We start from the raw sequence: 23,873 nt of genomic DNA, 5'->3' as shown, positions 1-23,873 counted from the left end.
TAAGATCCTGTCTATGAAACATGTTAAGTACCTAAATGCCATGAGCAGTGGAGATGTTGAACCATCGAAATTGCACAAAATCCTATTAGTTTTTATAGCCTAATCAAAATTAGCCTTTTGTAGAATTTCAATGAAGGTTTTAATCTTCAGATCGTCCGCTCCCTGCTTCGCGTAAAGACCAACATTCCCTCGCTTAGAATCATCAATCAATAAAGTTTCAAATCCTCTTTTTCTCATCCAATCACACATTTTATGACTGTATGGCATCACTGCATCTGACATTCTTAACATATCTAAGCTCGCAAAAAGAGAATCAACATCATAAACATCTCTTCCTACTACCTCAGAATCTCGCCCACCAGATTGTGAATTTACGTGATCAGAAAGTACGGAGTTATGTCTCGAGTGATCGGGAGTCACTTGGAGTATTGGATAATCCAACATATCACGCCTTAACAAGCTGAAATCTAGATATTTCTTTGTTAACAATGGATGACCATTTCGAACAAACACGGCTTCTTTGTCTTGAAATAGTGGGTAGAAAGTCACTTTACATCGCTCATGCAACCCATAAATTTCATGGCCAACAAACAGATCTATATCCCCTTGAACAAGGTGATGCATCAAAGATAAATTATTTCCGAACTCTAAATGTAGCGAACCCATTTGTTCTTGTTGTTTGTACTCTTCAACAGCCTTACAGACAAATTGTTCCCACCAAGCTTCGCCTGTGCCGAGCTTCAATTTACCTAATTGGCGCTGCTGCATATCGGTAAAACGGTGCATTAGCGACAGATGCTTTTCTTGCTGCTCTTGCGCAAACTCCCGAAACAGCACCCCATACTCGGTAAGTTCAACGCCTTTTGACTTCCGAATAAAAATAGCAACACCAATATCACTCTCTAATTTCTTAATTGCAGCAGTCAAGGAAGGCTGGCTTATATTCAGTTTTTCTGCAGCACCTTTAATGCTACCGGTATGCGCAACCATCAGAAAATATCGATATAGCTTATTCATAAGATTCTCTTAGTTTGCATTCGATCACAAAATGCGAGGTTAGAAATTCGACAAATTACCCCACTGATGTTTGCACACAGCGGATAGGCAACATGATATAGGATTTTTCTATATAGGGCATTAGTAATGCTATTTCCCACTCAAAGGTGAAATCACTATAGTAAAGGCAATTAACTAATTAAGTGGAAATTGAGATGGAACAGAAATGGTGGCATGACGCGGTAGTCTACCAAATTTACCCGCGTAGTTTTTTAGACTCAAATAATGATGGTATCGGCGACCTAAATGGGATTATCAGTAAGCTCGATTACCTCAAGGAACTTGGCATCAATGTCATTTGGTTATCGCCTGTTTACCAATCTCCAATGGATGATAATGGTTACGACATCTCTGACTACCAAGCGATTGCTAAAGAATTTGGCAGCATGGAAGACATGCAACGCCTTATGGACGAAGCAAAAAAACGTGACATCAAGATTGTCATGGACTTAGTGGTAAACCACACGTCAGACGAACACCGTTGGTTCGAACAAGCTCGCTCTTCAAAAGATAACCCATATAGAGATTATTATATCTGGCGTGATGCAAAACCGGATGGGAGCGCACCAGACGACCAAGAGTCTATCTTCGGCGGTAGCGCTTGGCATTGGGATGAGCTAACACAACAATATTTCTTCCACCTATTTTCAAAACGTCAACCAGATTTAAATTGGGAAAACCCGAAGGTACAAGAAGAAGTTCATAATATGATGAACTGGTGGATTGACCTTGGCATCGGCGGCTTTCGATTAGATGTGATCGACCTTATCGGTAAAGAGATCGATAAAGGAATTACGGGCAACGGGCCAAGACTACACAAGCTATTGCAACAAATGAATCAGGCTACCTTTGGCAATAAAGATTTGTTAACAGTTGGAGAGACTTGGGGCGCAACACCAGAGATTGCTAAGCTATACAGCGGACAAGATAGAAATGAACTATCGATGGTATTCCAATTTGAACACATCACACTGACATGGGAAAACGGTGACAAATGGAATCCTATTCCGCTCGACCTTAGAGAATTCAAGAATGTTCTGACGAAATGGCAGCTAGAATTGGCAGATGGTGGCTGGAACTCTCTATTCTGGAATAACCACGACTTACCGCGCTTGGTGTCAAAATACGGTGATGACAAAAACTTCCGGATCGAGTCAGCAAAAATGCTCGCGACTTGTCTACACTTCTTGAAAGGCACACCCTATATCTACCAAGGTGAAGAAATTGGCATGACGAACGTTGCCTTCGACAGCTTGGATCAGTACAAGGATATTGAGACTCATAACTTCTACAAAGTAAAAACAGAGTCTGGTGTCACCCATGAACACATGATGGATGCCATTCACGAGAACAGCCGTGACAATGCCAGAACACCAATGCACTGGAACAATCAAGCTAACGCAGGGTTCTCTAACGGAACGCCGTGGATTGAGCTCAATCCAAACTACCCGGATATAAACGTCGAAAGTGCATTAGCCGATTCAGGTTCAATATTTTACCACTACAAGAAATTAATTGAGTTACGCAAAGCTCACCCAGCAATTGTCTACGGATCTTTCATTCCTGTTTTTGAAGAACACGATAAGGTTTTTGCCTACGTTCGTGAATTGGATGGTGAACAGCTTTTTATCGTATGTAACTTCTCAGGAGAGTCGTTAACTCTTGAAGTTCCTGAACAATATCGCACCCAAACGCCGACTTGCCTAATCAACAACTATGGTGAAGTTTCAAGTGTAGATACGCTATTACACTTAGCACCTTATGAATCTTTTGCTTTAAAACTATAGCCCTCTAAGCCCAACCCCCGCACAAAGGCAAGGTAATTCCTTGCCTTTTTTATTGTTCCTAATCAGTGGTTTTAACTCACACAGCATAAACCGACATACGCAACTCCCTCCTTAGCTAGCTATAGCTAAATGACCAGCAATTTGTTTGAGCCCACCCTCACATTTCTTTTCATGTTCAACATCACAAAAGCTTTCCATCTTCCTCTAAAACTCTAGCCTCACCTTAATGATATAGATTTTTACTATATCTTCTGTTTGTTTACCTATTTCTCAAGGCACAAGGAAACCGATAAAATCACTCCAAGATAATAAGAACTGATAGAAGTGATTATCGTTATGGATAACCTTCTGAATATGGAATGAAACTATGAAACCTCTATTGAAAACACTGTCTATTTGTACCCTTGCTGCTCTTTTTAATGCACCAGCTTTTGCTATGGAAGAAGGTGAAATTACTATCTGGATCAACGGCGATAAAAGTTATGCCGGTCTCGCTGAAATTGGTAAGCAATTTGAAGAAGATACGGGCGTTAAAATCAATGTTCAGTATCCAGATTCACTGGAAGCAAAATTCCAACAACACGCTGCGACAGGCGGCGGTCCAGATATCATCTTCTGGGCACATGACCGTTTTGGTGGTTACGCTGAATCAGGTTTACTTCACGAACTAAACCCAAGCAAAGAATTCAAAGAAAAGCTTGTCGACTTCAGCTGGGATGCGGTAACGGTGAACGGCAAAATTGTAGGGTACCCTCTAGCAATCGAAGCACCTTCTCTAATCTACAATAAAGATCTACTTCCAAACCCACCAAAAACATGGGAAGAACTTGCTGCTATTCAAAAAGAGATGGCTAAACAAGATAAAAAAGCCATTATGTGGGATGTGAAAAATGCTTACTTCACATGGCCAATGATCTCTGCCGGTGGTGCATTCGCTTTTGAGAAAACAGAAACAGGCTATAACGCAAAAAGCACTGGTGTTAACAACGAAGCAGGCGTTCACGGTCTTCAATTCTTAGTTGATATGGTAAACCAAGGGGTTGTTAACCCGAACATGGATTACTCAGTAGCTGAAGCTGAGTTCACCAATGGTAACGTTGCGATGACCATTAATGGCCCTTGGTCTTGGGGCAACCTAGATAAACTTGGCGTTAATTATGGTGTTGCAGAATTGCCGACATTAAATGGTGGTAAGGGTAACCCGTTTGTTGGAATCCTAAGTGCGGGCATCAATGCTGCAAGTCCGAATACTGATCTTGCTGTCGAATTCTTAGAAAACTACTTATTCCAAGACGATGCTTTGAAAACCATGAATGATGATAAGCCTCTTGGCGCCGTGACACTAAAATCATTCCAAAAGATCCTTGAGAGTGATGAACGCATCAAGTCAACTATGACGAACGCTGAAAACGGCGAAATCATGCCTAACATCCCTCAAATGACCGCTTACTGGTTCGCTGAGGGTGCTGCAATCGATAACGCAATGCAAGGTAAGCAAACGGTTAAAGAAGCACTAGACACAGCAGCTAAGCAAATTACCAAATAACCTTTCTTCTTATTAATATCCTATTGTCCTTTGGCACAGCGCATGCTGTGCCTTTTTTGTTTTGGAAGTCACCTCGTTATGCAAATCCCTACTCTTTATCTCAAAGGTACATTTAATGGTTGGGGCTTAGACACCCCACTTATCAAAGAGCAAGATGGCTCTTATAGAGCAAGCATATGCTTATCAACCGATCTCTATCGCTTCAAGATCTCTGATTCAGATGGAACGAAGCAATGGACACTTTCAGGACATGAAAGTGAAGCAACACTTTGCGAGTTCGAACAAGCAATCTCTCTTATCAATACACAAGGAATTGGCAATGACCTACTACTCTCTCCCACCGAGGCAGGTCAGTACTCCTTGAAAGTTGAATTCTCCTCGTCGACTCCAACCCTCACCATAAGCAAAGGTGAATACAACACTCAATCAACACCTCAACGAGAGCGCCTTGATACTAAGCTCATTGAGATTGAGGGCGTATTTCCTGACTGGAAGCACACTGAGTTTGCAATACCACATGAGCAACTATTCCAAGAGCTAGCCATCACAGAAAAACAGTCATTCCCGTTTGTATTCGGGGATAACGTCGATGGTTATTATCACGGTACTACCTATAACTATGTAAACAGTGGAAAATATCGCCACCACCAAGGTTGGATACTAGGCTCCTTCGCCAGCTATACCAACGGCAAGTTTAATAATAAGCTAGAAGCTCAATGTGCTCGCCTTATGCCTTATGGAATTGAGCATCATTACGACAATAGTCAGGAATCGCTAAGCCTTGTTCAAGGTTCGAGGCTTGTATCGCTCACGGTTTCGTCAAACAAACCAAGCATTTTAAGCCTAATTCCAGAGCTCAACATACCGACGGTTCACTCTACAGTTCATACCTCAAGATCAAATGTAGTCTTAGAGCTCAGCCCTCAAGTTTGCCCTGAAGGCAGCCCAAGATTTGTAGCAATCGCTAGCAACCATTCAATACATGCGAAAGAGGTCTCACTAGACGATCACCATGAACTACGCGATCTAGTTCAACTCTCAGAGGGTAATGTAAAACTGATGCTCTCAACGTCGAATAAACAAACAGACCTTATTGTCTATTTAGGCTTTGCTGACACGCTTGAATCCGCTAGTTTACTGGTAAATCAAGCTGTCAAAAATAACGAGCACGTTCTTCACCAGCAGCGAGTTTATGACTTCCTGACCAATAATTATTTGTGGACCAACGACCTGGAATACAACCGAGCGGTTATGTGGTCACGTCTTGCCAGTAGAGCCTTTGTTAACCATGAATTTGGGACCGGTATTTGGGCTGGGCTACCTTGGTTCAAAGACTGCTGGGGCCGCGATACGTTTATCGCTTTATCAGGAACAAGCTTGGTTAATGGCTTATTTAGCGAAGCCAAAGAGATAATTGAAAACTTTGCATCAATGCAGATGCTCGACGAAAACTCCGTGAATTTTGGCCGAATCCCCAATCGCGTGACAAGTAAAACGAACATCATTTACAACACTACTGATGGCACACCGTGGATGATTCGAGAAGCTCTCGAATACATCAACTATTCTGGTGATGTCGCGTTCGCTAAGGCTATTTACCCAACCCTGAAGCGTTTCATCACAGGTGTCGAAAAACACTACTTAAGTGAAGATAGCTTGATGGCACATCGCCACCCTGATACATGGATGGATGCAAAAATTGATGGGATGACACCTTGGTCTCCTCGCGGACCTAAAGCCAATGACATCCAAGCTTTATGGTTTGAAAGCTTAAACTGTGCCATTCAACTCGCAACTTTAGTGGGCGACTCCGAAGCAGAAAAGAGCTGGAAAATCCAAGCAGGAAAAGTGAAGGAAAACTTCGCAACCAAATTTTGGGATAATGTACATAATCGATTAGCCGACCATTTATCTGAAGGTGACGTTCCAGATTATAGCGTGCGTCCAAACCAGCTCATGACGATATCAATTCCTCAGAAAGTTGATCTTAATCAGAGTGAAAAAGAGCAATGCATCGTCAAGAATGCTATCGAAAATCTATTGTTCCCATGGGGGATCTGTTCATTACAACAAGAGCACGTTGATTTTCACCCATATCATGACAATCAAGCCACATACCATAAAGACGCGGCTTATCACAATGGTACGATCTGGGGGTGGAATGCAGGCTTTACCATCACTGCTCTCAACAAGTTTAAGAAGCAAGACCTCAGTTACCAACTATCTAAAAACTTGGCGAGACAAATCCTTAAACAAGGCTGTAGAGGAACAATGAGTGAGAATTTGGACGCCTACCAAGTCGATGACCGCAATCTTGTAGAATCAGGCACATTCGCTCAAGCTTGGTCTGTTTCCGAATATGCTCGTAACGCGCAACAGGACTATTTGGGGTACTGCCCACGCTTATTAGATAATGAGATACACCTAACACCCAACCTTCCAAGTTGTTGGCATAAATTAGTTGCTACGCTGCCTTTTGGGAAAGGAAATCAACTACGGTTAGCATTTGACTCTAAAAGTGGTATTTCTCACTACGAGATTCAGTCAAATTTAGAAGGTACAATGAGTTCCGACATAACATTAGTTCTTAAACTGTATATAGACCAAAAATCTGTGGCTGTTATCTCAACACCATTGACGGAGCAGTTGGAAATAATGATCGATAGTCTCCAAAGTCAGGTCACTGTAAGCAATAAACAGGCGCATATTGATATTCAACCTAAACAAAGTAATACCATCTTAAATGACTTAAAATTTGCTAAACCAGATTTTTCCAGGAAACACCGAAGCATGTTTAACAATGACTACTTGTTGAACAAACGGAATAAACAACAGCTATCAGTAGCAAAAGACTAATTTCATTGTTAGCAAGCCGATATAAAGAAAGCCTAATCCACTTATTACTCGAAAGAGAATGGAATTAGGCCTTCTTTTATTGTCCAAAAATAAAGTTGATGAAATCAGGGAATCGTAGAGACCAAGCCATTTCATTATGCTTGTGATCTTTACCTTCTTGATAAAACAGTGTCACGTTCCGTTTTTGAGCGAGTAACTTATTCATTTCCCGCGAACCACTTAGATATACATCCGCGAAATCCACTATTGTGCCTTCGCGAGCTTCATCCGTTCCCATATCCATATATATTTTTGTTGGATACCTAAAGTTCAACTCTTTCATATATTCGAAGTATGAGGTTTTATTGAACCAAAACGCTGGAGAGAATACCCCAAGTCCGCCAAAGGTATCCTGATATAGAGAACCTCCGTACAAACTGATTAATCCCCCCATGGAGCTACCAGCAAGATACGTAAACTCTCGGCTAGGCTTTGTTCTGTATGTTTGGTCTATATAAGGCTTCAATGTTCGACAGATGAAAGCCATGTAATCGTCACCTTCACCACCAAATTTAAGTAACTCATCACCCACGCCCATTTCTTTTATGTCTCGATGTGCTTTCCAAGGTGAATACTCGTTATAACGCCCCATCTTATTAAGCTCATCACTACTGTCGATTGCTACGACAATTAACCCAGATAATTTACCAAGTCTCTGCATCTCATCAAGGGCCGTTCGTGCATCCCAACACATCCCATATGTCGCTGTGGACTCTTCAAAGACATTCTGCCCATCGTGCATGTATAAGACCGGATAAGCTTGTTCTGATTGTCGGTAACCCGCAGGAAGATAAATACGAAGTGTGCGAGTTCGATTAAGTTGTGGGATTAGGAACTCATCAATAAGAATCAATTCAGATTGCATAACTACCTCTAAACCTGAAATATATGAATACATATAGAAAAAACGCCCCTTAAAGGAGCGTTCGATCTAAGCTACAAGGCTGCTAATTTATTAAGCTATTTTGCGTTGACAGCTCGTACAAAGGCTTCTTGTGCACCTTCAACATTGAGAGCTTTTGCTTCATCCAACAAACTTAAAGCTTTAGGTACATCACCAGATTTAACCGCATTTTGTATAGCAGATAAATAGAAGTCTTTTGTCTCTTGTTGTACGCGAATCTGTGTATCAGCTTTGTTAGTTGTCGCTACCACAGGAGTGGCAACAGCAGCCACTGGAACTACAGCAGCTTTAGCACGGTAAGGGCGAAGCTTTAGAGTTTCAACTTCTAATACTAGACGACCAACTAGTTGATTGGTGTATACAGGGTCAGTGACCATAGGCATCACTTCACCAAACTCTTTCGCACGAACTTTCGCAGGGTGATCAACTCTAATCGCTTTTCCTAGCTCATCAGCTGGTGTGTAAATAATAATGTAAGGTGTTTTACTTGCATCAACACGTAAGCGCTCAATGTAACTAGTGCGTGTAAACGCATCGGATGCCTGAACCTTAAAGTCTTCAAACTTCAATGTTTGTACTGGCTTAAAGTTCTCATCAAGAAGCATAGCTTCTGGAGCGAAAACAGAATCATCGATCATCAAACTAGAGAGCTTAACTAACATCTCACCAGAGCGATCGCTGAACTTGAACGCTGCAAAGTGGCTATTACCGGTCGTAAATGTACCGACAGGTGAACCCAGGTCGATATCAAATTTTAAATCTTCATTGTCATTTAATCGTGCGTATGGGAACTGAGAAAAATCGCTGCAACATACTTCTGCGTTGGTAGGGGCATCTAATTTAGTTTGAACTTGAGCATCTGAAGCACAACCGCTTAGCAAGGCACCTAGTACCACGGCTAACATAGAGCTTTTATTTGTCATTTTAATCTCTCTCACTATTGGTTGTTGTTTTGGGGAAAACGGAAAAAGGCAGCCAATTGGCTGCCTTATACTGTAAATGGTTTAGAACCAAATTTCAGTGTGCACACCGAATACAAATTGGTCTTTACCGTTTTCGATACCAATTTGCTTAGCACTTGCTTCGTCGTCAGCTTTAATGTAGCTGATGTAAGGTTTTACTTGTGGGCGACCAAAGTAGTCTGAGTTTGCTGTGAATGCTGTAGCAATTTCTAGGTTAAGAATATCACTTTCTACATCATCACCAGTGCGACCCCAGTAACCTTCATCACCTTCTTCGTGTGCGTAAGAAGCTGTCGCCTCTAAACGAATATTGTCGTTAAGCTTGTAAGAAGGACGAGCTGCAACAATATAACGTGTTAGGCCTTCAGCGCCCCAAAGTTCATCAAGAGCTGTGATATATGTCGCTTCTGTACCTAGTTGCCATCTTTCTGAGATATTTAGGACACCGTAAGAAGTCAAGAATAGAGACTCGGCATCATCATTACCGCCTGACCAGTTACCGAAGTTCACGCCACGGTTTTGCATTACACCTGTACCGTATGCAATCGCGTTTTGAGTCCAACCATCTAAGCCGTAGTAGCTAGTATTAAGAGTCACAGATGCACCGAAGCCGTCGTCATTTTCTCCGTCAAGAGCTTGTTGGCCGTATTTCAAATCAAAATCTAATGAACCGATACCTGCGTCAACACCGTAATAGTAAAGGTCAAGAGAAGAAAGTGTTGCACGGTCAGTACCATTATTGATGGAATCATTTGTATCAGCCATCGTGTATGCAATACCTGCAGTATTTCCGCCTAACTTAGTTTGGATACCAGCACCAACACCTGATGATTGTTTCCAGAACTCACCAGACAAGATACCTGCAGCACGATTTAGGTAACGTTGACCAGCCCAAATTGATGTGTCTTCTCCAAGAACGCCACCTAGTTCAACAAAGGCCTCTTTTACTTCAAACTGAGAGTCAGTATTCTGCTTCTGTCCACCTTCAGAAGAGTATGCGTAAGAGTTACCATTACCATATTCAGTACGTAGAACGTAGTCAGCCCAAACACCATTTTGGTATTCAGAGTGCTTCTTAATTACGAATTCAACTTGGTTAGTGCTCTTACCATGTGTACCCGCAGTTTTGTAATCTGGCTTGCCAAATTCAGTATCTACTGTTTTACCATCTACAACACGTACGTTAGAAGACATGTAACCGTGAACTTCCCAGCCATCAGCAATAACTTCCGTTGGGTTTTTAACCTCAACTTCCATTGCTTCATCACCACTTGTTACATCAAGAGCTACTTCTTCTGCATATACAGAACCAGCCATAAGTGCAGTAGTCACCGCAGCAGCAATCAAACTTACTTTTTTCATTCTTAACTCCATTAAGGACGATTTATTTTAGGTTTTTATATTTTTGCTCTCTTGCGGCAACCAAAGGCAGTAATGGTAGTCGTAAGATAGAGAGGTTTAGGGTTTCCCCTGATTCGTTTCAACGGGGTCAATATTAAGAGGGGATGACAAGTTTGACTTCCTCCGCCCCTAAGTTAATTAAGGGGGACTAGAGGGGAGTAGAAAATATACAGAATGGTGTTTTAAAGAGGTAGATCACTTAATATAGGAGGAGTAGACAGCACACAGATCTAATTATTCAACATAAGTGAGATCTAGCTCAAATATATAATTTGAACTTCATCGATGAATTATTTTTTTACCGTAATTAATCTGTGAAGTTGCTTGACCTTACTGTGACAAAGCCTTTTACTAATAGTTCACTGATGTTGATAAACGAACAAGAAATCAAGCAATGACTAGAACGCTCGCTCGCCCTTATCCGCTAGGCGCAACGCTAGGTAACACTGGCTGCAACTTCTCTATTTATTCTCCTGACTGTAAATCTCTTTCACTCGCTCTTTTTGACGAGAACGACGAATTCACCACTTATAAATTGGAAAATGAATACGCTGATATCAGATATGTCTTTATTGATGGTATTAAAGCGGGGCAAAAATACGGCTTCATTGCCGAAACGGACAATGGCCCTATCCTGCTTTCAGACCCGTATGCCAAAGCAATAAGCGAACTGCTCGATTACGTCACACCATATACCAATGAAAAAAGCTTTGCTATGGCGAAATGTGTCGTTGTTGATGACACCTTCGATTGGCAAGATGTAGAAAAGCCACGCATTAGCCGCGAAGATACCGTTCTTTTTGAAACGCATGTAAAAGGTCTATCTCAACTGCACCCAGAAGTGGCTGCCAATACTAAAGGACGCTACTTAGGGTTAGTGAGCCCTGAAATGCTTGCGTTCTACAAACAGCAAAATATCAACTCTCTACAGCTTTTGCCCATTGCCGCATGTATGCATGAGCCTCATCTCTTGGACATGGATAAAGTGAACTATTGGGGTTACAACCCATATTTGTTCATGGTGCCAGACCCTCGCTACGCAGAAAAAGACGCTGTTAATGAACTCAAAACTGCAATTCGTGAGCTGCATCGCAATGGCATCGAAGTCATTCTAGATGTCGTGTACAACCACACAGCAGAAGGTGGGGAAGGCGGAACCACCTTCAACCTAAAAGCACTCGATAGCCGCTACTACATTAAACATGGCTGCCATTATGCGAATTTCACGGGTTGTGGAAACACAGTAGATCTCACCCACCAGCCCGCACTCAACTTAGTGATGGATACGCTTCGTTACTGGGTGAGTGAATTCAAAGTCGACGGCTTCCGTTTTGATTTGGCCGCGACGCTGGGACGTGAAGGCGATAATTACAACCCTGAAGCTGCTTTTTTCAAAGCCGTTGCTCAAGATCCTGTGCTCAAAGAGACCAAGTTGATTGCAGAACCGTGGGATATTGGCCCTAACGGTTATCAAGTAGGTAACTTTCCACTAGGCTGGAATGAATGTAACGACAAACTGCGTGATATCACACGTAGCTTCTGGCGCGGTGATCAAGGCTATCTAAAAGAGTTTGCGACGCGCTTAATGGGATCTCGCGATATCTACAGCGCAGCACACTGGCCATACAGACTAACCGTAAACTACATCACGTATCACGACGGCTTCACAATGCAGGACCTTGTCTCTTACAAACACAAGCACAATGAAGATAACGGCGAGAACAACCGAGATGGACACGGTGATAACCGCTCTGATAACTACGGTGTTGAAGGGGAAACCGAAAACCTATTGGTTGTTGCCACACGCGAAAAACAGAAACGTAACTTCATGGCGAGTCTGTTGTTTGCCTTTGGCATTCCACATATTCTGACAGCTGATGTGTTATCTCACACTCAAAAAGGCAACAACAACGCTTACTGTCAAGATAGTGTAACTAGCTGGATTAACTGGGAAGATTCTGAGCGAAAAACTTATTTCAAGACTTGGTTAGCTGAAATGATCTCTGCACGTCAACAATATATGGTGCCTTTTATTAAGGCGTTCAGCGGAGAAAAACGCAACTCGAACCGCATCTTCTGGAGCCGTGTCGATGGCACACTCATGGAGCATGATGATTGGAATCGTTTAAGCTCTGTTGCGCTGCACTTAGGTATTGGCAAAGACGGTGACGAATTGATTTATTTGATAAACCAAACCAACGCACCCGCTCGATTCTCGTTACCGACTGATCGCGACCAAAACTGGGTCACCATTTGTGATACCAACTTACGAAATGTAAAACCAGGTCATGCAGAAGGTGAAATGCTGCTATCGCCGACTTCGATGGCAATTTTGCACTACTCGCCAGATAACACTGATTTGATTGAAGTAAAAGCTAAGCTAGCTTAATAAAACGCCAAAAAACCATAAAAGCCAGTTATATTTATAGCTGGTTTTTTTATTAGCTGAATATCACATAAATCATTCTTTTATATGGAATCATTTGCATTGATGTGATGGATGAAACTGTTTAGTATTGCCGTACTATAAAAATGAATCTATAACGTCTTGGATATCATGGCTTTACCTAAAACACTTATTCGGCTTTTCAAACCATACATACTCTTACTAACCGGAGGAATGCTTTATTTAGCTATCGCTCAACTAGAGAAAGTTGAAACTACAGCAACTAACCAATCATCATCAAATATTCGTATCGCTAGTTCCACTATTCGCTCAAATATCGAAGCCGTTTTCGGCAAGCTTTACTTTCTTGAGACCAGTTTAGGCTTACCTAAGGCATCCAGCTTTGATGACAAAAAATTTCGCGAAATCAGTGATAATATCCTAAAAAGAACACCCAATTTCTCAGATATCGTTCGATACAAACCGCAATCTCAAAATTATATTTCCACTCGAGGTCTTCCACTTTCGAGCGAACAAATCGCCGTAATACAATGGCATTCAATAGACAACGTCGTTGAGGATTTCTACATTTCTTCCGTTTATCAAAAGCCTGATGGGCGTTGGGTATTTGCGGTAAAACACACGGTAGAAAGATTGAACGAGGAAATATGGATTGAATTTGACTTGTTGCACACCACGCAGGGTTTAAGAGATTTAAAAACGCTTAATAATGGCTATGTATTTGTTGTAGACAGAGCAACAGAGCGACTGGTATTCCACCCGGATCCACAGCGTATCGGTTCTAAATCCATCAGCTTCCATGCAGGGATCAGCCACCAACTCTCACAAGGTGAAACCGTTGGTAAGCACGAATATTACTATCAAGATAACTTCAAAATATCGGTATTTGACGCAGACAACAGCTTAAATTGGGTGTTCATTGCGGGCACTGACCGCCATGACATCTTAACCAGCTCACATCAATTTACGTTGACGGGCTTAGTACTGGGCTCACTCCTGCTATTGTGGATTGGTGCCAACTATCTGGCTTATCGTTTGAACGTGTCCTTGTCGCAACTGAATAAAGTCGATGACCTTGTAAGCTTTAAGCGAGAGTTAAAATCCATACTGGATAGTTTCACCTACCAAAAAGGCATTCAATTCTGTCTCTATCAGCTTGAGAACCACGCATTCAGTACCATCGACTATCACGGAAACAAATCCACGGTACATTGTGACAAAGCCCTTGCAGAGCGATTTACACCGGACACTATGGCTTACCGAAGTGGTAAGTACGCCGATCCACTGGCGTGTAAACTCAAAATACACCAACGTCATTACTGTATTCCTTTGCACTCTCGTCAGCAGTTGATCGCAGTGTTGTACGTAAACGTAAACTTACCGATCAGCCAGAGTATTCTACGAATGATCCGTGATTACACTGAAGTCTCTTTGTCTAACTTACTGCTTCAACATCAATTGAGCAGCAAAGATCTGATGACGCAGTTAGACAATAAGAGCAGTTTCAGCATCGCCATCGAAAACTACGTGAGCGAGCCCGATACCTATGTCGCTCTGCTTGATATCGATAACTTCGACCACGTAAACCGAGCCTACGGTGAAGCGGTTGGCGACAAGATGATCAAGCTGACTGCAGAATCGATACGCAGTTACTTCCCCAAGCCAAAGGGACTTTGCTTGGCTCGTGTTGGAGGAAAGGAGTTCGCAGTATTATTCAAAGCCAATGATGTGAAAGATGCCAAATTCCAGCTAGACCAGTGCAGAGTCGCAATCGCGGAGAAAACCATCGTCACTCCAGATATCACCTTATCGCTAGGGGTTAGCGTGGGATACTCGCAAATAGAGGGTGAAACAGACTCAGCTTTAGCGCTGGCGGAACAAGCGAAACTTATCGCGCAACAACTTGGTAAGAACCGAGTGGAAGGCCATATCAGAGCCGTTGCAAAAGCATCGTAAACCTATACTTACATTTCTGTAGCCACTACAAAGCACCTAGGATTCATACCCTAGGTGCTTTTGTTTTTATGGAAAGTCATTACAATGCGCGTTCAACACGACAATACCCCTTTTCTAACGACACGAGCCTTATGAAGCTAAGTAACCGACTGCAAACTCTCCATTCCCTTGTCAGCAATGACTACCAACATATTTGGGACTGTTGTTGTGATCACGGCTTCTTGGGTGTTCAACTGTTGTCGGATAACAAAGCACCTCAGCTTCACTTTGTCGATATTGTCCCGTCTCTTATGAGCGATTTGGAAAGCAAACTTACGCGTTACTTTCCGCAAGGTGCAATAGCAGAACAGAAAGTGACTAGCCAATGGCAAGTCTACTGTATGGATGTCGCCGCTATCCCGCTTGAGAAACATACTGGCAAACACCTGGTGATTATTGCGGGCGTCGGTGGCGATCTTACTCAAAAGCTCGTAGATGATATTCATCGCCAACACCCAGACAAAGCGATCGATTTCTTGCTTTGTCCTGTGCATCAGCAATTCGAGTTGAGAAGCCATTTAAAGGCGATCCATTTTGGTCTTATTGATGAAGTGTTGATTGAAGAGAACCGTCGTTACTACGAGATTTTATTGGTGAGTAATAGTCGCGGTGATTCAGAAAAGAGCCAAACCGTTAGCGAGATATCAAACGTCGGTGACAAGATCTGGACACCAAGTTGTGATGAACAAGTGAAGGTATCACAGCAATACAAAGCCAAAACATTGCAGCACTACTTACGTATCCATCAAGGACAAGAGAAGCAAGGCAAACCTAGCCAAGTAAAGCATATTATTGATGCTTACCAGGCGGTTAAGCCATAGTAAGTACTAACTTAATGGTTTGAATATTAAGAAAGTCAAATTAATAAAAAAGCCGATAGTTCAATGAGCTATCGGCTTTATTAATGCTATCGATTCAGTTTTAGCTTACTGTTCTTGTTTCTTATAAGCCACATCAGGCTCGTCAACTGTCTCTACCTCAGAAGGCTTATCAACCCCATAAACCGTGTCAAGGTAGACGTCTTTCTCTTTCCACGTGCTGTTCAACCAATTGTGGAAGCGACGTTTAAAAGCCTTATCTTCAAAGTAATTACCGTTCACGTTCTCATCCATTGGATGCAATTTAATACGCACAACGACCTTAGTCATTTTGCCCTTCAGCATATCTTCAAACGGAGAGGTTTGGTTTTCAGGGTAAGCTAAGGTCACATCCACGATGCCATCCAAAATTGGGCCCATTGCAGATAAAGCAAATGCCACGCCCCCAGTTTTCGGCTTCAATAAGTGGCGATAAGGGGTCTTTGCTGACGCCAGTTTCTCGTGGTTTGCACGAGTCCCCTCAACAAAATTAACCAATGTTGTCGGTGCTAATTTGAACTTAGTACACGCTTTATTGATTGCATTAAAATCATCATTACGGCGTTCTGGGTTGCGTAATAGGAACTCACGAGAGTGGCGTCTCATGAATGGCATATCTAAGCCCCAGCAGGCCAAGCCAACAAATGGTACGTACAACAATTCATGTTTCAAGAAGTACTTCGTCATCGGCATTTTGTCTTTTAGGATTGAAGACAAAATCACAATATCTGCCCAGCTTAGGTGGTTAGACATCATCAAATACCACTGCTTGGTCGAAATATCTTCCCCCCCTTCCACTTGCCATTCGATATCGTTATTGGCGTTCAACATCCATAAATTAAGAGAAGCCCAACACCAGAATGTGAAGTTAGCTAAGCGAGTGCATGATTTTTGAACGACAGAAATTGGCAAAATAAGTTTGATTAGGGCAAACAGGCTCACAGCCAATGCGGTGAATGCAGTATTAATGGTCACGAACAATACGTTCAAGGCCATACGAAGATTATCAAGCATAAAACACAGTTATATTGAGAACGAAAGCCGCCATTATACGCATCTATAAATTATTCTCTTCAGTAATTGATTGAATATCCTAGGGGTCAAACCACTCAACCTATGTTAACGATGTTCAACCAGCTAAAGTCTATTAAAACGAAACCAAAAACACATGTACGAGTCATTTGGACTCAAATAGTATATTGTCTTTTTGACAATATTCGACCCAATAATTAACCTTCAATCAGTATTGATAAGCATTCTCATTATTGGCGTGGTACATGCAACTCTAAAGTGTAAATAGTTGAGTATCCTTAATGAGATAACTTCTCTTCTTAAAGGTGGATGATATGACAGATATTCCTCATGGTTTAGTTACAGGCAAAGTCCTAAACAAAACAGAATGGACAGATCAATTGTTCTCACTCCAGGTTAGTGCACCTGTCTCTTCTTATCAGGCAGGTCAGTTTACTAAGCTTGGCTTGCTCAATAACGAAGGTGAGTTTGTGAGACGCGCTTATTCTATGGTGAATGCACCAGAGCATGAGCAAGGACATCAGCATCTAGAGTTTTTGATTATTAAGGATCAGAACGGTCAGCTCTCGCCTCAACTTCACGAATTGCAAGCTGGTGATGACATCTTTGTCGGGAAAGACCCAAGTGGCTTTATGACATTAGATGAGATCCCAGAGATCGCCGACGATCTATGGATGCTTTCAACCGGAACCGCGGTAGGCCCATTTATCTCAATACTTGAGAGCATGCAGATACAGCAAAATGAGTTGGCTTCAGACAAAGCCTCTTCATTCAAGAATCTGGTTCTAGTGCATGCTGTAAGAACAGAGCAAGACCTGACTTATCGAGATCGTATCACTCAACTCGTTAATCACTTTCAAGGGAGACTTAAATATGTGCCAATTATTTCTAGAGAATCAGTTACCGGAACTTTGCGCGGACGAATCCCAAATTTGTTACTTGGAGGCGACCTCGAGCAAGCCGCGTCTGTCGCTTTCAATCAAACCCGCAGTTTTTTCTACCTTTGCGGCAATCCGCAAATGGTTCGTGACACAAGCGAAGCGCTAACTAGCTTAGGTTTCGAAAAGCACTTACGCAGAAAACCCGGTCAATTCAGCAGTGAGAACTACTGGTAAATAACAACCGCCACTCGTTAGACAGAAGCACAACTTTCAAAGAACAGTTAGAGAAGAGGTTTTATATGAGTCATTTACGTATTCCGTCACACTGGAAAATTCAACGTTCCACACCCGAAAGTAAGATTCATTCAATATTGATGAACTTATAAGCAAGCAACCTCGTAATGTGATTTTTAATGTTCAATAAGTGAAGACAAAAGATCAAATAACCATAGCAATTACAATGACTAATGGTGATAGACAAGAGAAAAAAACTCTAGCACACTGAACAGAGTTGTAGGGCATGTTGACCTATCGAGCTGATTTTTGCAGCCGTTTGTGGGTTATTTATACAAGGCAGAGAATTCGACGTGTAGCTCGCCTACATGAGAATTCGATAACGCTGTAGAAAGGAACCACAAACACTGCCCGAAGGGTTCGGCTAAAATCGTTTTACTCTTTGTTGAGAGGGTTTTGCTTAGAATGACTAGGCGGCAAACCTCTCGTCGCGATTAAAACGATTTTATCTCGAACAAAACTTAACCGCGAAAGGTCAACATGCCCTTGTTTTAATCCCGTTTCAGAGAATGAATTAGTGGGTTATTTATATTTTAGGTAAGAGAGGAAGCCATGCTCAACATTGCTTTTTTTAGCTCAAAATCATACGACGAAAAATCATTCGAACTGGCAAAAGGCGAACTCAACGCTGAGTTTCATTTTCACGATTTTCGACTCACCACAACAACAGCAAAAATGGCGCACGACAACGAAGTGGTTTGTGCGTTTGTAAACGATGACCTATCGCGAGACGCGTTAGAGATTCTTGCTCAAGGCGGCACCAAGTTAATCGCGATGCGCTGTGCGGGCTTTGACAAGGTCGACCTAGACGCAGCCAAAGAGTTTGGCTTGCAAGTGGTACGCGTTCCTGCTTATTCACCAGAGTCAGTAGCAGAACATACGGTCGGCATGATGATGTGTTTAAACCGCAAGCTGCACAAAGCGTATCAGCGTACTCGTGATGCAAACTTCTCTCTTGAGGGCTTGGTAGGCTTCAACTTCCACGGTAAAACTGTAGGTGTGATAGGCTCTGGAAAAATTGGCCTAGCGACCATGCGTATTCTGAAAGGTTTAGGCATGAACATCCTATGCTACGACCCATATCCGAATCCGTTGGCTGTCGAACTTGGGGCTAAATATGTTGAACTAGACGAGCTTTACCAAGAGTCTGATGTTATTTCTCTACACTGCCCAATGAGCAAAGAAAACTACCATTTATTGGATGCGACTGCATTTGATAAAATGAAAGATGGCGTGATGATAGTCAACACAAGTCGTGGTGAATTGTTAGATTCAACAGCTGCAATCGAAGCGCTTAAACAGAGCAAGATTGGCGCGCTTGGCCTCGATGTTTACGACAACGAAAAAGAGTTGTTCTTCCAAGACAAATCGAACGATGTCATTGTGGATGATGTATTCCGCCGCCTGTCTGCTTGTCACAATGTATTGTTCACAGGTCACCAAGCTTTCTTGACCAAAGATGCTCTGTTCAACATCGCCAATACAACGCTCACCAGTGTTGATGCCTTCTTTGCTGGCAACACCAGCGGTAACGAACTCGTTTAATCGCTAATTGAGTTAATAGCAGACTGAGTTAAAAACAAACTAGGTCTACAAATACAAAGCCACGCTATTCTGAAGTGAACAGCGTGGCTTTGTCGTTTATCCAGTATCCTAAAAACGTTCCTAGACGCAGAAATGACAATCTTCGGTGTCTAAACCATACACGCCTTTTCGAATGGCAAGGTGCTCTTCACCCGCTTTAATGCCCATCTCATAACCTGCATTAAGAGTACTTTGATCCATAGTTAAACGCTTTACTGCGAACGCTTCTGGCGGCGCTATCACTTTAATGGTCGCATCTTTGGGTGGGTTACGAATGAACTCCAGAGACTGGTTGTAGTTTTCAGCACGTACCGCCATCGACTCAGCAATATTCGGGAATTTCTTTAATAGTTTCTTCAGCATCCATTGGTGCTTTTGAGGCTTCATTCGGTAGCTCAATGGGTGAGACAGAATCACGGTAATATCGCGTGCGCCACGGCGATATGCTTCACGAACCGGAATTGAATCCGCGACACCACCATCGGTATAACAGCCACCAGAGAAGCACGGTGTTTCGCGGTAAGCGATAGGTAAAGCGGTGGTCGCTTCCACCACGTTAGAAAGGTTTTCTGGCTTAATATGGTAGTAGTCTGCACTGCCCGTATCGACATTTGTGACAGCAGCAATGAGTGGGATACTTGAAAACAACTCACCACAATCGAGCGGATAACGTTGATTGGATTCGTTCCATAACCATTTAACATCTACCAAGTTACCGCCTTTGGCAAAGCGAGCAGGATTAAAGAAAGTTTTATCCGTCGCCATCGTGGTGATCACATCATAACTGCGTTTTGGTGCATGAGATAAGTAGCCAACCAGATTCGACACACCTGCAGATACGCCGATGGCAAAATCATAAGGACGGAAATCGTCTTGCATGAAGGCGTCTAAAACTCCGGCAGCAAAAATACCTCTCATTGCTCCACCTTCAACGATTAATGCGCTCTTATTCATCTCAAACTCTTCTACTTTATAAACTGATAGTCGTAGAATAATCCCATCACTCTTACAAAGATAATGGGATAGATTTATCAATTCGATAGGTAAAAACTATCAATGTGGATTATTAAATTTTTCAATGATTTAGGGTTGCTTAATAAACGGCGAGATCAAAAAAGGCCGTTGAGTGATTCACTCAACGGCCTTTAAATTAACGAATCAAGATGATTGATTACGACTTAAATTCGCTCACATCGATCTCAAGCAGTTTACCAATGCCTTCACCGTATGCAGGGTCGGCTTTGTAACAGTGTCTTAGGTGACGCAATTGAATCTCTTTTGGTACGCCGCCTAGGTTACGAGCAGTGTTATCAAACAGAATCGCTTGCTTCTCTGGTGTCATTAGGCGGAACAAGTCACCCGGTTGCGAGAAGTAATCTTCATCTTCGCGGTGATCCCAGTGTGCTGCTGCGCCATCTAGGTTCAGTGCTGGCTCAGCAAAATCTGGCTGCTCTGCCCACTGACCTTCGTTGTTTGGCTCATAACCTAATGTGCCACCGAAGTTACCATCGACACGCATCGCGCCATCACGGTGGTAGCTGTGTACTGGGCAACGAGGAGCGTTCACTGGAATGTGCTGATGGTTAACACCCAAACGGTAACGTTGTGCATCACCGTAAGCAAACAGACGACCTTGCAGCATCTTGTCTGGCGAGAAGCTGATACCTGGAACTACGTTCGCTGGGTTGAATGCTGACTGCTCTACTTCTGCGAAGAAGTTTTGCGGGTTACGATTTAGCTCAAATTCGCCCACTTCGATCAACGGGTAATCTGCATGAGGCCAGATCTTAGTCAAATCGAACGGGTTGTATGGAACCTTCGCTGCATCCGCTTCTGGCATCACTTGTACTTTCAACGTCCATTTCGGGAAATCTTGGTTATCGATGCTGTCTAGCAAATCACGTTGGTGGCTTTCGCGATCATCACCGATCACTTGTGCCGCTTCTGCATCAGAAAGGTTCTTAATACCTTGCTGAGATTTGAAGTGGAATTTCACCCAGAAACGTTCGTTATCAGCGTTGATGAAGCTGAACGTGTGGCTACCAAAGCCGTGCATGTGACGGTAAGTCGCAGGGATACCACGGTCACTCATTACGATAGTAATTTGGTGCAGAGCTTCCGGCAAAGAAGTCCAGAAATCCCAGTTGTTTTTCGCGCTACGCATGTTGGTGCGTGGGTCACGTTTCACCGCGTGGTTTAAGTCAGGGAACTTAAGAGGATCACGAAGGAAGAATACTGGCGTGTTGTTGCCCACCATATCCCAGTTGCCTTCTTCAGTATAAAACTTCAATGCAAAGCCACGAATATCACGTTCAGCATCGGCAGCACCGCGCTCACCCGCCACTGTTGTGAAACGTGCAAACAAGTCGGTTTTTTTACCTATTTCAGAGAACAATTTTGCCTTGGTGTATTTTGTGATGTCGTGTGTAACGGTAAATGTGCCGTAAGCACCTGAGCCTTTCGCGTGCATACGACGCTCTGGAATCACTTCACGATCAAAATGGGCCAATTTCTCCAAAAACCAAACGTCTTGAAGAAGTTGTGGACCACGTTTGCCCGCCGTTTGAACATTCTGGTTATGAGCAACAGGACAACCTGCTGCTGTAGTTAGTTTTTTACTCATGATCGATTCCTTAGAGGGTAAATGTGCACAATCGTTGTGACACCGTAAATTTAAGTAGACCCAGCATTTAAACCATTGAATTAGTGTGGATAAAGAATAGGTCGGCATTAAAAATAAACATAATCGTTTCTATTTATCTTTGTTATAGATAAAACCTATCAAGTTGACTGTTCATTTCTTCACACGAGACTGAACAACAACATCCCCGCCAAAGTTGGCATAATCCCATAAGAAAGACCATGATATCAGTTTGCGATCAAATTTCACTACTTGCATATTGAAATCATAGTTTGAGGGCATCGTTCAAAACTTTGGGCTTAGCAGAGTGGCGTTGAATTAATCGATGATGATATAGTCCACGAAAATCAAATACTTTGGACACGACCATGCATTCTAGCGACATCATCAAACTGGCAAATTTAGGCGTTAATATCGAAATTTCAAAAGACTCTTCATTGCATCCTTCTGATGCGTTGGAAGTGGTAAAGATTGTTGCTGAAATCGGTAGCCAAATCGTCATCAAGAAAAAATACCACACGGACTACCTGATTCAGATGGCTGAAGTGGGCCGTGATCATGTGACGATCGCAGTTTAAACACTGTAGCTATTGCGAAATTGACATAACTTCTGCTGCTTTAAATAGCTTAAAGTGCCGAGTTGATATAAAAATGCAGCATATTGGGGGCAATATGCTGCATTTTCTCTTTTCGTTAGGAGCATTGAGAACGCAAAGAGAAACGGGTTAATCATTCTAAGTAGAGCTAGTGGTCAAACAACATCGGAACACCCGTTTGCACACAAACATCATTCAGTCGTTTTTGTGCCGTAAGTATATTCTCTTTCCAACGTTCATCTTGAGCCCACATCTCAATCACGAGTGGTACGACGCACTCAGTCTCTTTCAACGTTTCAAAAATGGCATTAAAGTCGACTTCACCATCACCAATCACTAAGTCTCGAAATTGACCTTTGTATTCGTCAGTCACTTTATAAGTGTCTTTGAGGTGGATCTGAGTGATATGAGGCTTGCTCAACTTTAGTTCCGTCACTATGTCGTAATTCCAACCGGAGATATTACCCACATCTGGATACGCCGTGAAATACGGTGAATTGACTTCACGACTCAGCACTTCAAACTTGCTCAAAGAGTTCAAGTAATCGGTATCCATGATCTCCACAGCGAGCATAACGCCCGACCTTTCCGCCAACTGCGCAGAAAGCTTCATGCCTTCAATGAACCTCTGGTGAGTCACCTTATCCGCAGGCTCGTAGTAAACGTCATACCCAGCCAATTGGATGGTACGAATACCCAATTTGTAAGCGAGTGAGATCGCTTTTTCCATATGGATAGCCGCTTGTTCACGAATCACCGGATCTGCAGATCCAAATGGGAACTTGCGATGCGCGCTTAAACACATGGATTGCAGCGGTACACCATGCTTTTCACACAGGCGACGTAAGACATACACTTCATCGTCATTCCAATCCAAACGGCTACGGCGCTCGTCTGATTCATCTACCGATATCTCAAGAAAATCAAAGCCGAGCTCTTTGGTTGTTGCCAGTTTGTCTTCCCAGCTGAGTTCGTTAGGTAGGGCCTTCTCATAAAGCCCTACCCGGTGGCGTAATAAGTTTTGGTACATAACGC

The 23,873-nt window shown here is 42.7% G+C and carries 17 protein-coding genes; 9 read left to right on the top strand and 8 right to left on the bottom strand.

From position 1 onward, the window contains the following. Window positions 1-99: 99 nt before the first annotated feature. Window positions 100-1,017: a LysR family transcriptional regulator gene (locus AB4623_RS06440; RefSeq protein ID WP_372113907.1), complete on the bottom strand. Its 918-nt coding sequence runs from the start codon at window positions 1,015-1,017 to the stop codon at window positions 100-102. Between the two features lie 194 nt (window positions 1,018-1,211). On the opposite strand from AB4623_RS06440, the gene AB4623_RS06435 reads away from it, so the two are divergent. The 3 genes from AB4623_RS06435 (at window position 1,212) to AB4623_RS06425 (ending at window position 7,245) form a co-directional block, all read left to right on the top strand. Further along, the gene (locus AB4623_RS06435) at window positions 1,212-2,843 is read left to right on the top strand and encodes an alpha-glucosidase (RefSeq protein WP_372113909.1); all 1,632 of its coding nucleotides are present in this window, start codon (window positions 1,212-1,214) and stop codon (window positions 2,841-2,843) included. Between the two features lie 367 nt (window positions 2,844-3,210). Continuing rightward, window positions 3,211-4,389, top strand: coding sequence for a maltose/maltodextrin ABC transporter substrate-binding protein MalE (gene malE, locus AB4623_RS06430; protein ID WP_048610530.1), 1,179 nt, complete (start codon window positions 3,211-3,213; stop codon window positions 4,387-4,389). A gap of 30 nt (window positions 4,390-4,419) precedes the next feature. After that, window positions 4,420-7,245, top strand: coding sequence for an amylo-alpha-1,6-glucosidase (locus tag AB4623_RS06425; RefSeq protein WP_372145998.1), 2,826 nt, complete (start codon window positions 4,420-4,422; stop codon window positions 7,243-7,245). A 76-nt stretch (window positions 7,246-7,321) separates the two neighbouring features. Here AB4623_RS06425 and AB4623_RS06420 read toward each other — a convergent pair whose 3' ends face one another. The 3 genes from AB4623_RS06420 to AB4623_RS06410 form a co-directional block, all read right to left on the bottom strand. After that, on the bottom strand, window positions 7,322-8,149 hold the full coding sequence (locus AB4623_RS06420) for an alpha/beta hydrolase-fold protein (protein ID WP_333010960.1): 828 nt from the start codon (window positions 8,147-8,149) through the stop codon (window positions 7,322-7,324). Between the two features lie 95 nt (window positions 8,150-8,244). After that, window positions 8,245-9,111, bottom strand: coding sequence for a MalM family protein (locus AB4623_RS06415; RefSeq protein ID WP_372113915.1), 867 nt, complete (start codon window positions 9,109-9,111; stop codon window positions 8,245-8,247). 81 nt (window positions 9,112-9,192) lie between these two features. Continuing rightward, a complete protein-coding gene (locus AB4623_RS06410; RefSeq protein WP_248382685.1) occupies window positions 9,193-10,512 on the bottom strand; it encodes a carbohydrate porin in 1,320 nt (439 codons plus the stop codon). A 433-nt stretch (window positions 10,513-10,945) separates the two neighbouring features. Here AB4623_RS06410 and glgX point away from each other — a divergent pair, with 433 nt between their 5' ends. From glgX to AB4623_RS06395, 3 genes are all read left to right on the top strand, one after another. Next, window positions 10,946-12,940: a glycogen debranching protein GlgX gene (glgX, locus tag AB4623_RS06405; RefSeq protein ID WP_372145996.1), complete on the top strand. Its 1,995-nt coding sequence runs from the start codon at window positions 10,946-10,948 to the stop codon at window positions 12,938-12,940. Window positions 12,941-13,171: 231 nt separating this feature from the next. Next, window positions 13,172-14,914, top strand: a complete 1,743-nt coding sequence (locus AB4623_RS06400) for a diguanylate cyclase (protein ID WP_065583771.1) — start codon at window positions 13,172-13,174, stop codon at window positions 14,912-14,914. 131 nt (window positions 14,915-15,045) lie between these two features. Beyond that, entirely contained in the window at window positions 15,046-15,774 is a 729-nt protein-coding gene (locus AB4623_RS06395; protein ID WP_017069730.1) for a tRNA (adenine(22)-N(1))-methyltransferase TrmK, read from the top strand. Between the two features lie 105 nt (window positions 15,775-15,879). Here the strand turns inward: AB4623_RS06395 and AB4623_RS06390 are convergent, their stop codons facing one another. Then, window positions 15,880-16,824 (bottom strand): acyltransferase, encoded by a 945-nt coding sequence (locus AB4623_RS06390; RefSeq protein ID WP_017063993.1) that lies wholly within the window; start codon window positions 16,822-16,824, stop codon window positions 15,880-15,882. A 332-nt stretch (window positions 16,825-17,156) separates the two neighbouring features. Here AB4623_RS06390 and AB4623_RS06385 point away from each other — a divergent pair, with 332 nt between their 5' ends. Continuing rightward, on the top strand, window positions 17,157-17,957 hold the full coding sequence (locus AB4623_RS06385) for a ferredoxin--NADP reductase (RefSeq protein WP_017063994.1): 801 nt from the start codon (window positions 17,157-17,159) through the stop codon (window positions 17,955-17,957). Between the two features lie 612 nt (window positions 17,958-18,569). Further along, window positions 18,570-19,562, top strand: coding sequence for a 2-hydroxyacid dehydrogenase (locus AB4623_RS06380; protein ID WP_372104664.1), 993 nt, complete (start codon window positions 18,570-18,572; stop codon window positions 19,560-19,562). A 120-nt stretch (window positions 19,563-19,682) separates the two neighbouring features. Here AB4623_RS06380 and AB4623_RS06375 read toward each other — a convergent pair whose 3' ends face one another. After that, window positions 19,683-20,555 (bottom strand): patatin family protein, encoded by an 873-nt coding sequence (locus tag AB4623_RS06375; protein ID WP_017063996.1) that lies wholly within the window; start codon window positions 20,553-20,555, stop codon window positions 19,683-19,685. A gap of 217 nt (window positions 20,556-20,772) precedes the next feature. Further along, window positions 20,773-22,224: a catalase gene (locus tag AB4623_RS06370; protein ID WP_017066332.1), complete on the bottom strand. Its 1,452-nt coding sequence runs from the start codon at window positions 22,222-22,224 to the stop codon at window positions 20,773-20,775. Window positions 22,225-22,610: 386 nt separating this feature from the next. On the opposite strand from AB4623_RS06370, the gene AB4623_RS06365 reads away from it, so the two are divergent. Beyond that, a complete protein-coding gene (locus AB4623_RS06365; RefSeq protein WP_009845895.1) occupies window positions 22,611-22,820 on the top strand; it encodes a hypothetical protein in 210 nt (69 codons plus the stop codon). Window positions 22,821-22,986: 166 nt separating this feature from the next. Here the strand turns inward: AB4623_RS06365 and AB4623_RS06360 are convergent, their stop codons facing one another. Continuing rightward, on the bottom strand, window positions 22,987-23,868 hold the full coding sequence (locus AB4623_RS06360) for an L-ribulose-5-phosphate 3-epimerase (RefSeq protein WP_017065671.1): 882 nt from the start codon (window positions 23,866-23,868) through the stop codon (window positions 22,987-22,989). Between the last annotated feature and the right edge of the window lie 5 nt (window positions 23,869-23,873).

It is taken from the genome of Vibrio sp. 10N.222.52.C12 (assembly GCF_041474215.1).
GTDB lineage: Bacteria > Pseudomonadota > Gammaproteobacteria > Enterobacterales > Vibrionaceae > Vibrio > Vibrio crassostreae_C.
The sequence above is the reverse complement of the archived record's forward strand: the minus strand, read 5'-3'. Positions and strand labels throughout refer to the sequence as shown.

Excerpts from the sequence above, each read along its gene's own strand:
- glgX (WP_372145996.1), top strand. The coding sequence starts at position 10,946 with ATGACTAGAACGCTCGCTCGCCCTTATCCGCTAGGCGCAACGCTAGGT.
- AB4623_RS06435 (WP_372113909.1), top strand. The coding sequence starts at position 1,212 with ATGGAACAGAAATGGTGGCATGACGCGGTAGTCTACCAAATTTACCCG.
- AB4623_RS06385 (WP_017063994.1), top strand. The coding sequence starts at position 17,157 with ATGACAGATATTCCTCATGGTTTAGTTACAGGCAAAGTCCTAAACAAA.
- AB4623_RS06420 (WP_333010960.1), bottom strand. The coding sequence starts at position 8,149 with ATGCAATCTGAATTGATTCTTATTGATGAGTTCCTAATCCCACAACTT.
- AB4623_RS06390 (WP_017063993.1), bottom strand. The coding sequence starts at position 16,824 with ATGCTTGATAATCTTCGTATGGCCTTGAACGTATTGTTCGTGACCATT.
- AB4623_RS06380 (WP_372104664.1), top strand. The coding sequence starts at position 18,570 with ATGCTCAACATTGCTTTTTTTAGCTCAAAATCATACGACGAAAAATCA.
- malE (WP_048610530.1), top strand. The coding sequence starts at position 3,211 with ATGAAACCTCTATTGAAAACACTGTCTATTTGTACCCTTGCTGCTCTT.
- AB4623_RS06365 (WP_009845895.1), top strand. The coding sequence starts at position 22,611 with ATGCATTCTAGCGACATCATCAAACTGGCAAATTTAGGCGTTAATATC.
- AB4623_RS06400 (WP_065583771.1), top strand. The coding sequence starts at position 13,172 with ATGCTTTATTTAGCTATCGCTCAACTAGAGAAAGTTGAAACTACAGCA.
- AB4623_RS06360 (WP_017065671.1), bottom strand. The coding sequence starts at position 23,868 with ATGTACCAAAACTTATTACGCCACCGGGTAGGGCTTTATGAGAAGGCC.
- AB4623_RS06395 (WP_017069730.1), top strand. The coding sequence starts at position 15,046 with ATGAAGCTAAGTAACCGACTGCAAACTCTCCATTCCCTTGTCAGCAAT.
- AB4623_RS06415 (WP_372113915.1), bottom strand. The coding sequence starts at position 9,111 with ATGACAAATAAAAGCTCTATGTTAGCCGTGGTACTAGGTGCCTTGCTA.
- AB4623_RS06410 (WP_248382685.1), bottom strand. The coding sequence starts at position 10,512 with ATGAAAAAAGTAAGTTTGATTGCTGCTGCGGTGACTACTGCACTTATG.
- AB4623_RS06370 (WP_017066332.1), bottom strand. The coding sequence starts at position 22,224 with ATGAGTAAAAAACTAACTACAGCAGCAGGTTGTCCTGTTGCTCATAAC.
- AB4623_RS06375 (WP_017063996.1), bottom strand. The coding sequence starts at position 20,555 with ATGAATAAGAGCGCATTAATCGTTGAAGGTGGAGCAATGAGAGGTATT.
- AB4623_RS06440 (WP_372113907.1), bottom strand. The coding sequence starts at position 1,017 with ATGAATAAGCTATATCGATATTTTCTGATGGTTGCGCATACCGGTAGC.